Genomic DNA, 12,682 nt, shown 5'->3' with positions numbered 1-12,682 from the left:
GCGCAGCGTGCAGGGCCCCGGCGCACCTCGGTGCGCCGGGACCCATCGGTCAACAGACCCTAGTGGTTGGCCTGGAACCAGGGCTGCGTCCAACCGAGGTAGGGCTTTCCCCACCTGCTCTCGATCGTCGCGATCGTGGTTTCGGTCAGGGTGCCGTTGCCGCCGATGTCGGTGGAGACGAACTTGCCGCTACCGATGGAGATCATCACGTGCCCGGCGCCGCCGCCGAAGAACGCCAGACCACCCGCCGGAACGCTGCGGTCACCGGCGTGCTTGTACGACGACGGTACGGCCAGCCAGTGGTTGTAGGCCGTGGTCGAGCCGGATGCGCTGAAGCCGTAGGCGAGGCCGACGACATGGTCGCACCGGTTGTAGTAGTCGGAGTGGTACGAGGTGGTCTCGTGCGACGTGGCCCACGAGACGGCCCCCGCGCAGGTGCGCGGATCACCGAGGCCGGCGGTCGAGCAGCCGCTCCCCGACGTCACGAACAGGTGCGAGGCGTTGTTGTTCTTCAGGGTGGAGTTGAGATTGCCCTTGGCTCCCGGCGCGAAACTCTGGTACGTGCCGCCGTAGTCGCTGTTGTAGTAGACCCGCACCGTCACGCTGCTGCGATTCCACACCGAGGCGGCATTGTTCTTGATGCAGGTGCCCTGGCCGGCACCGGAGCCCTTGAAGTCGTAGCACGTCGGCTCGGTGGTTCCGTAGTTGCTCACCGAGCCGGTGAAGTCCGAGACGGATCCTGCCTCGTTGCTGTTGTAGTAGTAGCAGAACTCCCCGCTCTGGCAGACGCCGTCGCGGGCCGCGGCGCTGGCCGGGGTGGCGATCGTCAGGACGGGCAGGGCGAGGCCCAGCACCACGGACCCCGTTGTCACGATGCGCTTGACGAGTTTCACGTGTCGTTCTCCTTGTCCTCGGGTGGACATCGATCCACGACGCAGCGTCTGCTCGGGTTCGCGCGGCTCAGCACCGCACGCTGGTGGACACCCAGCCGACGACGGGCCCCAGCGGGTCGTCGCCGTACATGCCGGATGCCTCGGTGCACTGGGACAGCGTGTCGGTTCCGCTCGACCACGTCTCGACCTTGTTCGTGGTGCACCTCAGCCCGGTCAGATCGTGCTCGCCGGTGCCGGAGGAGTTGGTGACCGAGACCGCGGCGCAGTCGCTCCAGGAGCCGTGCGAGCTACGGTAACCGGCCCAGACGTAGACGTATCCCCAGTTCTTCCCGCATCCCTTGAACTGCTTGATCGACGCGAACGTCTGACCTCCGACGGTCAGGTGCGCGGTCGAGCCGATCTGGACGGTGCTGGAACAACTCGGTGGCGCCTCGGCGGCCGCCGGGGCCGCACCGACGGCTCCGACGAGTCCGGTTGCGAGAACACTCGCGGCCGCGACCGCGGTGATCCTGTTCCGCCAACTCATCCGCAGGCCTCCCTTCCAACAAGATGGGTTGTGCCGGGATGGCTCACATGGTCGACCGGCCGGATCACACGTCACTCACGCGCCGATCACGCGCCCTGCCCAGCCGCCGAACGCGCTGGGGCGCAACCGGGTCAGTGCACCGAGAACCCGCCGTCGACGAAGATCGACTGTCCGGTGACGTAGCCGGCGGCGCGGCTGGCGAGGAACACCGCGGCGCCCGCGAAGTCGTCCGCCCGGCCGTTGCGGCCGACCATGGTGCGTTCGGCGAGCGCGGCCACCCGCTCCGGGTCGGCCGAGAGCCGCGCGTTCAGCGGCGTCAGCACGAACCCCGGTACCAGCGTGTTGCAGGTGACGCCGTGCCGCGACCACGCCTCCGCCTGGGACCGGGCCAGCGACTCCAGGCCGCCCTTGGACACCCCGTACGCGCCGCTGTCGACGAACGCGCGATGCGCCTGCTGCGAGGTGATGTGGATGATCCGGCCGAAGCCGCGCTCGGCCATCCGCGGCCCGAACCGCTGCCCGAGCAGGTACGGCGCGGTCAGGTTGACCGCCATCGTGGTGTCCCAGTCCTGCTCGGTCAGCTCGCCCATCGGCGGCCGCAGGTTGATCCCGGCGCAGTTGACCAGGATGTCCGGCTCGCCGAACGCCGCGACCGCCCGCTCGGCGGCCGCCCGTACCCCGTCCCGGGTGGCGAGGTCGGCGTCGACAGCGGCGGCCCGGCAGCCGGCCGCGGTCAGTTCGCGCACGGTGGCGTCCAGCGCGGAGCGGGTTCGGGCGACCACCGCCACGCTGGCGCCGGCCCGGGCCAGCGCGTCGGTGATGCCGCGGCCGATCCCGGAACTGCCGCCGGTCACCACCGCCACCAGTCCGTCCAGCGAGAACAGCTCGGCCAGGTAATCATGCGTACTCATGCCGACCGACCCTACGGCCCGTGCGGTCCGGTATCGCCTGCGCCACCGGAGATGTGCGGCGCCCCAACGGTGCCGTTGCGCGGGCGGGTCCGGGGTGTGCGGCGCCGCGGCGAGACCGCTCCGGGGTCAGGCCGGTGTCGCCGCGGCGACCGGGCGCATCAGGTACACGTCCACCGGGTCCTCGCGCTCGAACACGAACCCGTGCCGCTCGTAGAGCCGGCGCGCGGCACTGCCCTGCAACACGACCAGCCGCACCGGCAGCCGTTGGGCGTCGGCGCGGGCGAGCACCCCGCGCAGTACCGCGGAGCCGATGCCGCCGCCCTGCCGGTGCGCAGCAAGATAGAAGTGCTCCAGCCACCACCCGTCGTCGGCCGGGCGAACCGTGAGGCAGCCGATCACCTCGCCGGCCGCGACGATCGCCGAGGTGTACCGCGGGTCGAAGCCGTCGCGTAGCCGCTGCCGCACCCGGTGCTCGTCGTACCGCCCGAGCCGGATCAGGTCCGCGCGCATCACCGTCGCCCGCAGCTCCACCAGCACGTCGAGATCGGCGTCGACGGCAGGCCGCAACGCCCAGCCCGACCCGGCTTCCTTGTCTGCCACGGCGCCCCTCCGCGTCGTACGAAGGGCGGCTGGCCCTCTCACCGCCGAGTATGCCAACCGCGCCGCGCACGGAGCGACTGCTTCGGTGGCATGCAGGGGTGCGCGGGCACTGGCCGACCGCGCTGCGCCGCGCACGGGCCTACCACGGAACGACCGCCCTGCTGCGCGGTACGAGGACGGCCCGGGGTCAGCTCGTGCGGCGGTAGCGGATGTGGGTGGTCAGCGGGGAGTGCAGCGCCTCGACGGGTTCGAAGTCGAAGTCGACCCCGGTGAACAGCCGCTCACCCGAGCCGAGCAGCACCGGCGCGATGTCGAGGGTGAGCTCGTCGATCACCCCGGCGGCGAGTGCCTGCCGGACCGTCGAGGCGCCGCCGGCGATGTCCACGCCCCGGTCGCCGGCGGCCTCGAGCGCCGCGGAGTACGCGGCGTCGAAGCCGTCGGTGACGAAGCGGAACGTGGTTCCCCCGTCCATCGGGATCGGCTCGTGCGGGTGATGGGTCAGCACGAAGACCGGCGCGTGGTTGGCGGCTCGGGGCCCCACCAGCCGGACCAGTCCTCGTCCCAGTCTCCGCGGACCGGGCCGAACATGTTGCGACCCATGACGTACGCCCCTCTCGGACGCATCAGCCATCCGTTCGCGGTCCGGTCCGCCTCGTTGGCCCGCGGGTCGCCGAGGTGCCAGCCGTGCAACTCCGGCCCGCGCTTGCCGAGCGGGTCCGCGCGGCTCTGGTCGGGCCCGGCGACGAAGCCGTCCAGGGAGATCGACATGTGGCAGGTGGTATCGGACACCATGAACTCCATCCGGTGATCGCAGCCGAGGTCCGCCCGCCACGAGGCTAGTCCGTTCGAAGCGCCGGGTCGGCGTGCTGCGGCGGTTCGTCAGCGAGTTTCGGCGTCGAGGATCGGCGTCACCGGGCGGCGGGCGTCCAGGCGGGCCGGGATCGTACCGAGAGCCGCGACGCCCAGCACGATCGCGGCGCCGCCGGCCAGCAGCCACCAGGTCGGAGGCGTCGCGTCCATCCGGGCACCGGCGCTGGACACCAGCCAGTACAGGCCGAGCCCGGTCGGCATACCGACGGCGGCACCGGCGGCGGCCGCCGGCAGCGGGGCGAGCACCAGCGCCGCGGTGACCTGGGCCGGCGTGGCGCCGAACGCCCTCGCGACGGCGAGCGAACGCCGAGCGTCCAGCGCGGTCGACCAGACGATCACGACCGCGTCCAGCGCCGCCAGCGCCACCAGCGCGACGGTGATCGCGAGGATCGCGTGGTACGTGTGCGTGGCGCGTACGCTCAGGGCGCCCGCCTGGGGTTGCGCGTGCCAGCACAGCAGCCCGGCGATCACGGCGGCCACCGCGGCGACGCCGGCGGCGGTGAGCACGGCGCGGCGCAGCCGGCGGGCGGCGAGCCGCAGCCCGAGCATCAGCGGTACCGGTAGCGCGCCGACCAGGCCGGTCAGCCCGGCGGGGTGGGTCGGCCCGCGGCCGCCGCGGCCCGCCAGCGCGGCCACGGTCGGCGTGCGGGCGACCCGGATCGCCGGGCCGGCCGAGGTCAGCAGCGCGATCAGCAGCGCCAGCACGCACACCGGTACCGCGGTTCCGGCACCGACCGACACCGGGGCATGCAGCAGGCTGTCGCTGGGGTGCCCGGCCGCCGACACCATCGACCAGGCGGCGAGCAGTCCCAGCGCCGCCGCGCCGAGGGCGAGCAGCACGTACTGCGCGAGCAGTACGGTGCCGATCAGCCCCGGTGTCGCGCCCGCCGCCTTGAGCTGGCCGGCCCGGCGCAGCTGCTGGTCGGAGCGCAGGGTCGACAGGCTGACCAGCCCGGCAAGCCCGGCGATGGCCATCAACCAGCCGCCGATCTGCAACACGGCCTCGCTGTTGGCAAGTACCCGGTTGCTGCTGTCCTCGGTGGTGCGCCGGCCGCGGGTGTTGACCCGTACGTCCGGGTTCGCCCGCAGCGCCGGCCGGATCGTGTTCTGGAACGCCTTGACGTCCGGGTCGGCGAGCGTGAGCCCCATCGCGTATCCGGGGCGCAGTTCCGGCCTGGTCGACCGGCGGGTGTCGGCGTCGGTGAGCCACACCAGCCCGGCGTAGTCGTTCGGGCCGACGTCGAGACCGGCGTTGGGGTAGATGCCGGTGGCGGTGGTGACCGCGATGCCGACGACCGGGAAGGTCCGGCCGGCCAGCGTGACGCGCTCGCCGACCCGGACGTGCAGGGCGGCGGCGAAGCCGCGTTCGAGCACCGCTCCGCCGGGCCGCAGCCAGTGCCCGGACGTCACCCGGGGCTGGTCGACGGCGCTGGGCGCGGTGCTGCGGCCTTCGACCGTCGCCGTCATCCGGTGCCCGTGCGCGGTCAGCGTCGCGCCCCGCAGCAGCCGGTACGGCCCGACGTGGCCGGTGACGCCGTCCCGGCGGGCGATCGAGCGCAGCGCCGCGCGCTCGACCGGCAGCTGGTCCGCGGTCAGGATCATCAGGTCCGGGCCGTTGGTGGCGGCCCGGGTCGCGGCGTAGTCGGCCCGGGTGGTCTCGCCCAAGGCCATGCCCGCGGCCAGGCTCGCCGTGGCGGCCCCGACCACGAGCACGAACAGCACCGCCGGCAGCGGCCAGCGGCGCAGATCGGTGGTGATCAGCCGGCCGGCCAGGACGAGTCGCCCCCGCACCTCAGCCGTCCATTCCGAGCAGGCCGCCCAGCCCGGTCGAACCCGCACCCGGCCCGCTCAGCGCGGTCGGGATGCCCGGTGCGGCCCCGGCCAGCCAGACGTCGTCGACGAACGCGCCGTCGCGCATCGCGATCAGCCGGTCGGCGGTGGCCGCCACCCGGTCGTCGTGGGTGACGATGACCAACGTCTGGCCACCCCGGCGCAGCTCCTCGAACAGCCGCAGCACCTCGCGGGCGGCGGCGCTGTCCAGGTTTCCGGTCGGCTCGTCCGCCAGGACGACCAGCGGGGCGTTGGCGAGTGCCCGGGCGATGGCGACCCGCTGCCGCTCGCCGCCGGACAGCGCCGCCGGCAGGTGGGCGGACCGGCGGGCCAGGCCGACCCGGTCGAGCAGCTCGGCGGCCCGCCGGCGGGCGGCGCGCGGCGAGGCGCCGGCGAGCAGCGCCGGCAGCTCGACGTTCTGCACCGCGGACAGCTCCTCGACCAGGTGGAACGACTGGAACACGAACCCCACCGCGCGGCGCCGCAGCCGGGCCAGGGCGCGTTCGCTCAGCCCGTCGATGCGGCGGCCGGCAAGCCACAGGGCGCCGCCGGTGGGCCGTTCCAGGCCGCCGAGCAGGTGCAGCAGGGTGGACTTGCCGCAGCCGCTGGGGCCGGTCACCGCGAGCGCCTGCCCGGTCGGTACGTCCAGGTCGATCTCGTCGACCGCGCGCACCAGGGTGCGTTCCTCGCCGTGTTCCCGGCGCAGCGTCCGCGCCTGGATCGCGAACTGTGCCCCGCTCACGCGTCCCTCCGGCGCGGCACCCAGGTCTTCTCGCACGCTTCCAACCAGCGCAGGTCGGCCTGCAACCGCAGCACGATCCCCTCCAACAGCAGTGCGGCCATCGAGTCGTCCGGTTCGGCCAGCGCCGCGGTCTGGACGTCCCGCAACCGGCGCAGCAGCTCGCGGCGCTGCGCGTCGATCACCGCGACCGGGTCGGCCAGCCGGCTGGCCGCCACCGCGACGAGCTTGAGATGGAACTCGGCCAGGTCCGGCCGTGGCCAGCTGACCTCGTCGACCCACTCGGCGACCCGGCGCTGGCCGGCCGCGGTCAGTGCGTACGTCTTGCGGTCCCGCTCGGTGCGATCGGCGTGCTGCTCCGCCGACACCAGGCCGGCCTTCTCCAGCCGGGCCAGCGTGACGTACACCTGGCCGGCGTTCAGCTCCCCGCCCAGCGGGCCCAGCGCGTCGCGCAACCGCGCGCGCAGCTGGTACCCGTGTGCGGGCTCCTTGGCCAACAGGGCCAACACCACGTCCTGCACCGCCACCCCTAACCGTTAACCATATAGATAGCGGTTAACTGTCTGCGCGTCAAGATCAGCGGCCCGGTTGAGCGGTATCGCCCCGGATGGGGAGATCCGGTCGACCCCGGGGAACCGATTCAGCAGCGGAAACGGTTGACCGGGCACGCCGGGCGAGGCACTATTCGCCGCATGCGTGTCAGATAATTGAACAGCATTTCAATTATTGAAACACGTGGAACGGAGGCTCCATGAGCGCGACCGGTGACGGCGATCGCGGTCCGGCCCGGACCGCCGATCGCGCGCTGCGGGTGCTGCTGGCGTTCCAGCGCCGACCCGAGTGGGGCGTCAGCGACCTGGCGCGCGAGCTCGGCCTGGACAAGGCGGGCGTGCACCGGCTGCTGACCACCCTCGCCGGCCGCGGCTTCGTGCTCGCCGACCCGCACAGCCGGCGCTACCGGCTCGGCCCGGCCATCGCCGTGCTGGCCCGCACCGCCGAACGCGGCGGCGGCCTGGAGACGGCGGCCCGACCGCTGCTCGCCGAGCTGGTCGACGAGTTCGGCGAGAGCTCCGTGCTGAACGTGCCGCACGGTGCGCACTACCGGTGCGTGCTCGCGGTGGACTCGACCGGCCCGGTCCGCTACTCGGCCACCGTGGGGGAGACCATCCCCGGCCACGGTGGCGCGGCCGGCCACGCGATCTTCGCCTTCTACCCGGAGGACCAGATCGACCAGCTGTTCGGCGCGGGACCGCTGGAGCGGTTCAACGATCGCACGATCGTGTCGCCCGACCAGCTCACGGACCGGTACACCAGGGTCCGCGCAGAAGGCATCGCGGTCTCGCACGGCGAGTTCGACGCCAACGTGACGTCGGTGGCGGCGCCGGTCTTCGCGGCCGGCGACATCGTCGGCTCGCTGGTCGTGATCGGGCCGCAGGACCGCATGTCGGGACAGGTTGATCGCGTCGCCGACCGGGTGCGCGCCGCCGGCGCGGCGCTGACCCGGCTGCTGGACGGCGACACCACGTAGCGGCGACCCGCCGCGATGCCACGTAGCGGCGACCCGCCGCGATGCCACGTAGCGGCGACACGCCACGCCAAAGGAGAGTCATGGCCAACCCGACGATCCCGAAGGGCGCCGTCCTGCACGGTGCCGAGTCGCATCCGCGCACCGTCGAACCGGTGGTGCTGATCCTCACGATCGCGCTGTCGGTGCTCGGTGCCTTCATCGGGCTGCACCTGATCACCACGCTGGGCATCTCGGCCAACACCGCCGTCATCGGCGCGCTGGTGGCGATGCTCGTCGGCCGGATCCCGCTCAACCAGTTACGCAAGATGCGCTCGATCCACCGGCAGAACCTGGTGCAGAGCGCGATCTCCGGCGCCACGTTCGCCGCGGCGAACTCGCTGCTGGTGCCGATCGCTGTACCGTTCCTGATCGGTCGCCGCGACCTCGTGTGGCCCATGCTCGCCGGCGCCGCGATCGGCCTCGCCGTCGACGCCTGGGTGCTGTTCCGGGTGTTCGACTCCAAGCTGTACCCGGCGAAGTCGACCTGGCCCGCCGGGGTCGCCGCCGCAGAGACGATGATCGCCGGCGACGAGGGCGGCCGGAAGGCGGCGCTGCTCGGGCTCTCCGGACTGGTCGGCTTCGCCGGCTCGTTCGTCAAGATCGCCGGAGCGGCGCTGCCGTTCTCCGCCGCCGGCGTCGCGCTGATCGGCAACATCTGGGCGCTCGCCATGTTCGGCACCGGGCTGGGCTTCCGGCAGTACGCGCAGGAGTGGTTCGGTGTCGACCTCAACGCCATGTACATCCCGCACGGGATGATGGTCGGCGCCGGGCTGGTGGCGCTGATCCAGGCGCTGGTGCTGCTGTTCCGCCGGGACCGCGGCAAGCCCGCCCCGGAACCGTCCCCCGAGGCGGAGGCCGCGGCACCCGGGCTGGTCGACGACGCACCCGGCGTCGACGCCCGCGGGCTGCGCCGCGCGCTGGGCGAGGGGTACGTGCTGTTCGCGCTCGGCGCCGTTGTCGTGGCGCTGCTGGGCGGCCTGATCGGGCACTTCTCCGTACCGGCGCTGATCGGCTGGTGTCTGCTGGCCGGGTTCGCCGCGCTGGTGCACGAGCTGATCGTCGGCCTCGCCGCGATGCACTCCGGCTGGTTCCCGGCGTTCGCGGTGACGCTGATCTTCCTGGTACTGGGACTGGTCATCGGGTTCCCGACGGTGCCGCTCGCGCTGTTCGTCGCGTACGTGGCGGCGACCGGCCCGGCGTTCGCCGACATGGGGTACGACTTCAAGGCCGGCTGGATCGTCCGGCAGGGCGGGGTTCCGCACCGGCTGGTGGAGCGCGCCGGCCGCAAGCAGCAGTACATCGCCGGGCTGGTCGGGTTCGCCGTCGCGCTGATCGTGGTCGCGCTGGTGTGGCAGTCGTACTTCGACTCCGGCCAGATCCCGCCGGTCGCCAAGGTGTACGCGGACACCGTCAGGCACGGCCTGACCGACACCTCGATGCTCGTCAACATCCTGCTGTGGGCGATCCCCGGTGCGGCGATCCAGCTGATCGGCGGCCCGAACCGGCAGATGGGCGTGCTGCTCGCGACCGGCCTGCTGATCCTCACCCCGTACGCGTGCTGGTTCGTGTTCGGCGCGCTCGCGTTCCGGATCGTCTGGTCCCGGGTGCGCGGGAAGGACAAGGCAGCGAACGAGTTGAACCTGTTCGGAGCCGGCCTAATCGCCGGCAGCTCGGTCACCGACGTGAGCCGGATCGTGAAGGGTTGATGCCATCGTGGAAGTGACGAGTCGGATCGAGTCGCGGCCGGAGTACCTGTCGTTCGAGGCGGCACTGGGCGCCCGCAAGCTGGTCGAGGAGATCATGCTCGTCCGGCCGGGCGAGAACGTGGTCATCACCGGCGACACGGCCACCGACGCCCGGGTGATCGAGCTGACCGCGCAGGCGGCGGCCGCGGCCGGTGCCGTCCCGACGGTGATCCGGTACGACACCCGGCCGACCGTGGCGATGGAGCCACCGGCACCGGTCGCCGGCGCGATCGCGCACGCCGACGTGTGGATCGAGTACGCGCTGAGCTACATCATGCACTCGGACGCGTTCCGGGCCGCGATGGCCGCCGGCGCCCGGTACGCCAACCTGACCGGGATGGACGTGCAGATGCTGGTCGACACCGTCGGCAAGGTCGACTTCGCCGGTACCACGGAGCTGGGCCGGGCGCTCGTGGCGTTGCTGTCCGCCGCCGACGAGGTGCACATCACCACGCCCGCCGGTACGGATCTGCGGGCGCGCAACGGGAACCGGCCGGTGAACCTGCGCGGCAAGCCGGCGGAGAAGCCGGGGGAGACGGTGATGCTCGCCGGGCAGATCTCCTGGAACCCGCTGGAGGAAACGCAACAGGGCGTGCTGGTCTTCGACGGCGCGTGCTGGCCACCGAACGAGCTCGGCCTGCTCCGGGCCCCGGTCCGGATGGCCGTCGAGAACGGTGTGGTGACCTCGATCGAGGGCGACGGCGCGGACGCCGCGACGTTCCGGCGTTGGATGGCTGCCCAGGCCGCGCTGCCCACCGGCGAGAACATGTACCGGGTCGCGCACTGGTCGCTCGGCTTCAATCCGGGCGTCACGAAGCCCACCGGCCGCATCGTCGAGGACGAGAGGGTGTTCGGCTGCGTGGAACTCGGCATCGGTACCAAGGGTGCCTGGATCGGTGGCGAGCACTGGGTCGCGCCGGCGCACACCGACGGCAGCCTGCTCAACCCGACCATCGAGCTGGACGGCGAGGCCATCGAGGTCGACGGCCGGTACGTGCATCCCACGCTGGTCGAGATCTGTCACCGACTGCAGATTGCGGGGTACTGATGATCACCGGCAGCTTCCGCCAGCACGGCGTGGTCTACACCGACCACGTGCTCCGGGTACCGCTGGACCACGCGAACCCGTCCGGCGAGACGATCGAGCTGTTCGCCCGCGAGCTGGTCGATGCGTCCAAGGTGGACAGTGAGCTGCCCCGGCTGCTGTACCTGCAGGGCGGTCCGGGCGGCAAGGCGGTCCGGCCGGCCAACCGCGGCGGGTTCGTCGGTCGTGCCCTGGAGGACTACCGGGTGGTGCTGCTCGACCAGCGCGGCACCGGCCGGTCCACCCCGGTCAACCGGCAGACCCTGCCGCGCCGCGGGGACGCCGCCGCACAGGCCGGGTACCTCACCCACTTTCGCGCGGACTCGATCGTGGCCGACGCGGAGCTGCTCCGCCGCGAGCTCGCCGGCAGCGCGCCGTGGGACACGCTCGGGCAGAGCTACGGCGGGTTCATCACGCTCACCTACCTGTCCACCGCGCCGGAGGGGATCCGCCGCGCGTTCGTCACCGGCGGGCTGTCCTCGCCGACCGCCTCGGCGGCCGACGTGTACCGGCTGACCTTCGACCGGATCGCCGAACGCAACGGCCGCTACTTCGACCGGTACCGGCACGATCGCGCGCTCGCCGCCCGCATCGCCGGCCACCTGGCCGAGCACGACGTGCGGCTGCCCACCGGGGAACGGCTGTCGCCGCGCCGGTTCCAGGGCCTCGGCGTCGGGCTCGGCCAGCGCAGCAGCTTCGACGCGCTGCACTTCCTGCTGGACGAGGCGTTCGTCGGCGACGAACTGTCCGACACGTTCCTCGCCGGCGTGCACGCCGAGGTGTCGCTCGCCACCCGCCCGCTGTACGCGGTGTTCCAGGAGCTGATCTACAACCAGGGCGCGGCGTCGGACTGGGCCGCGGAACGCGAGTACCAGCAGCGCGCGGCGTTCGCGGTGGACCGCCCGGACTTCCTGTTCACCGGCGAGACCTACCACCCGTTCCACTTCGCCGAGGACCCGGCGCTGGTGCCGCTCGCGGCGGCCGCGCAGCTGCTCGCGCGGAAGCCGGACTGGCCCGCCCTGTACGACGTGGACCGGTTGCGGCGCAACGAGGTCCCGGTGTACGCGGCGATCTACCACGACGACATGTACGTGCCGCGCGAACTGTCGCTGGCCACCGCGGACCTGGTCGGCAACGTGCGTCCGTGGATCACCAGCGCCTACCAGCACGACGGGTTGCGCGAGACGCCGGCCGTGCTGGACACGCTGCTGCGGATGGCCCGGGAGGACGGATGAGCAGGCTCGGGCTCGTCACCATCGGCCAGTCGCCGCGGGTGGACATGGTGCCGGAGCTGCTGGCGCCGCTGGGCATCGGCGCCGGTTCGGTGGTCGAACGCGGCGCCCTGGACGGGATGAGCGCGGCGCAGATCGCCGCGCTCGCCCCAGCCGAGGGCGCCGAACAGGTCCTGACCACCCGGCTCGCCGACGGTGTCGCGGTGCTGCTCGACCACGACGCTGCGATCGCCGCGGTGCAGGGGGCCGTCGCCGCGGTGGAGCCGGGCGTGGACGCCACCCTGGTGGTGTGCACCGGCACGTTCCCGCCGCTGTCGCACGACCGGCCGCTGCTGTTCGCCGAACCGCTGCTGCTGGGCGGGGTCGCGGCGCTGTGCGCGGGCGAGCCGGTCGGCGTCGTGTGCCCGCTCCCGGCGCAGGTGTCGATGAGCCACCGGAAGTGGGCGCCGGTGGTCGGTGCGGTCACGGTGACCGCGGCGACCCCGTACGCGCCGGGCGCGCCGGCCACGGTCGCCGCGGCCGCGGCCCGGCTGGCCGCGGACGGGGCGAGGCGCATCGTACTCGACTGCATGGGCTACACCGCGGCGATGCGGGCCGCCGCAACCGAAGCCGCCGGCGTACCGGTACTGCTGGCCCGGTCGGTGGTCGCCCGCCTCGCCGGTGAACTGGTCGCCTGACCCACCCG

The 12,682-nt window shown here is 72.7% G+C and carries 14 protein-coding genes; 5 read left to right on the top strand and 9 right to left on the bottom strand.

What is annotated here, in order from left to right; translation table 11 throughout:
* Positions 1-59: 59 nt before the first annotated feature.
* From Asera_RS28130 to Asera_RS28095, 9 genes are all read right to left on the bottom strand, one after another.
* A complete protein-coding gene (locus Asera_RS28130) occupies positions 60-893 on the bottom strand; it encodes a peptidase inhibitor family I36 protein (RefSeq protein ID WP_244844061.1) in 834 nt (277 codons plus the stop codon).
* Between the two features lie 67 nt (positions 894-960).
* Entirely contained in the window at positions 961-1,419 is a 459-nt protein-coding gene (locus Asera_RS28125) for a hypothetical protein (RefSeq protein WP_051801469.1), read from the bottom strand.
* Positions 1,420-1,550: 131 nt separating this feature from the next.
* The gene (locus Asera_RS28120; RefSeq protein WP_030444168.1) at positions 1,551-2,330 is read right to left on the bottom strand and encodes an SDR family NAD(P)-dependent oxidoreductase; all 780 of its coding nucleotides are present in this window, start codon (positions 2,328-2,330) and stop codon (positions 1,551-1,553) included.
* A 126-nt stretch (positions 2,331-2,456) separates the two neighbouring features.
* Positions 2,457-2,930 (bottom strand): GNAT family N-acetyltransferase, encoded by a 474-nt coding sequence (locus Asera_RS28115; protein ID WP_051801471.1) that lies wholly within the window; start codon positions 2,928-2,930, stop codon positions 2,457-2,459.
* Between the two features lie 187 nt (positions 2,931-3,117).
* Positions 3,118-3,471, bottom strand: coding sequence for a dihydrofolate reductase family protein (locus tag Asera_RS33710; protein ID WP_245623574.1), 354 nt, complete (start codon positions 3,469-3,471; stop codon positions 3,118-3,120).
* Complete coding sequence (locus tag Asera_RS33705; RefSeq protein WP_245623575.1) at positions 3,429-3,698, bottom strand: dihydrofolate reductase family protein; 270 nt, start codon at positions 3,696-3,698, stop codon at positions 3,429-3,431. The genes Asera_RS33710 and Asera_RS33705 overlap by 43 nt, the downstream gene beginning before the upstream one ends.
* 111 nt (positions 3,699-3,809) lie before the next feature.
* Positions 3,810-5,591, bottom strand: coding sequence for an ABC transporter permease (locus Asera_RS28105; protein ID WP_030444170.1), 1,782 nt, complete (start codon positions 5,589-5,591; stop codon positions 3,810-3,812).
* 1 nt (position 5,592) lies between these two features.
* Positions 5,593-6,372 carry an ABC transporter ATP-binding protein gene (locus Asera_RS28100; protein ID WP_084130852.1) on the bottom strand — a complete coding sequence of 260 codons (780 nt, stop codon included), beginning with the start codon at positions 6,370-6,372 and terminating at the stop codon, positions 5,593-5,595.
* Positions 6,369-6,896, bottom strand: a complete 528-nt coding sequence (locus Asera_RS28095) for a PadR family transcriptional regulator (RefSeq protein ID WP_244844059.1) — start codon at positions 6,894-6,896, stop codon at positions 6,369-6,371. Before Asera_RS28095 ends, Asera_RS28100 begins: the two co-directional genes overlap by 4 nt.
* A 224-nt stretch (positions 6,897-7,120) precedes the next feature.
* On the opposite strand from Asera_RS28095, the gene Asera_RS28090 reads away from it, so the two are divergent.
* The 5 genes from Asera_RS28090 (at position 7,121) to Asera_RS28070 (ending at position 12,674) form a co-directional block, all read left to right on the top strand.
* On the top strand, positions 7,121-7,897 hold the full coding sequence (locus tag Asera_RS28090) for an IclR family transcriptional regulator (protein WP_035295078.1): 777 nt from the start codon (positions 7,121-7,123) through the stop codon (positions 7,895-7,897).
* Between the two features lie 80 nt (positions 7,898-7,977).
* Positions 7,978-9,642 (top strand): OPT/YSL family transporter, encoded by a 1,665-nt coding sequence (locus tag Asera_RS28085; protein WP_211255440.1) that lies wholly within the window; start codon positions 7,978-7,980, stop codon positions 9,640-9,642.
* A gap of 13 nt (positions 9,643-9,655) precedes the next feature.
* Entirely contained in the window at positions 9,656-10,729 is a 1,074-nt protein-coding gene (locus tag Asera_RS28080) for a 2,5-dihydroxypyridine 5,6-dioxygenase NicX family protein (protein ID WP_211255441.1), read from the top strand.
* Positions 10,729-12,000, top strand: coding sequence for an alpha/beta fold hydrolase (locus tag Asera_RS28075; protein ID WP_030444176.1), 1,272 nt, complete (start codon positions 10,729-10,731; stop codon positions 11,998-12,000). The genes Asera_RS28080 and Asera_RS28075 overlap by 1 nt, the downstream gene beginning before the upstream one ends.
* Positions 11,997-12,674, top strand: coding sequence for an AroM family protein (locus Asera_RS28070; RefSeq protein ID WP_030444177.1), 678 nt, complete (start codon positions 11,997-11,999; stop codon positions 12,672-12,674). The genes Asera_RS28075 and Asera_RS28070 overlap by 4 nt, the downstream gene beginning before the upstream one ends.
* The last annotated feature ends 8 nt before the right edge of the window (positions 12,675-12,682 follow it).

Source organism: Actinocatenispora sera (assembly GCF_018324685.1).
Taxonomy (GTDB): Bacteria; Actinomycetota; Actinomycetes; order Mycobacteriales; family Micromonosporaceae; genus Actinocatenispora; species Actinocatenispora sera.
The sequence above is the reverse complement of the archived record's forward strand: the minus strand, read 5'-3'. Positions and strand labels throughout refer to the sequence as shown.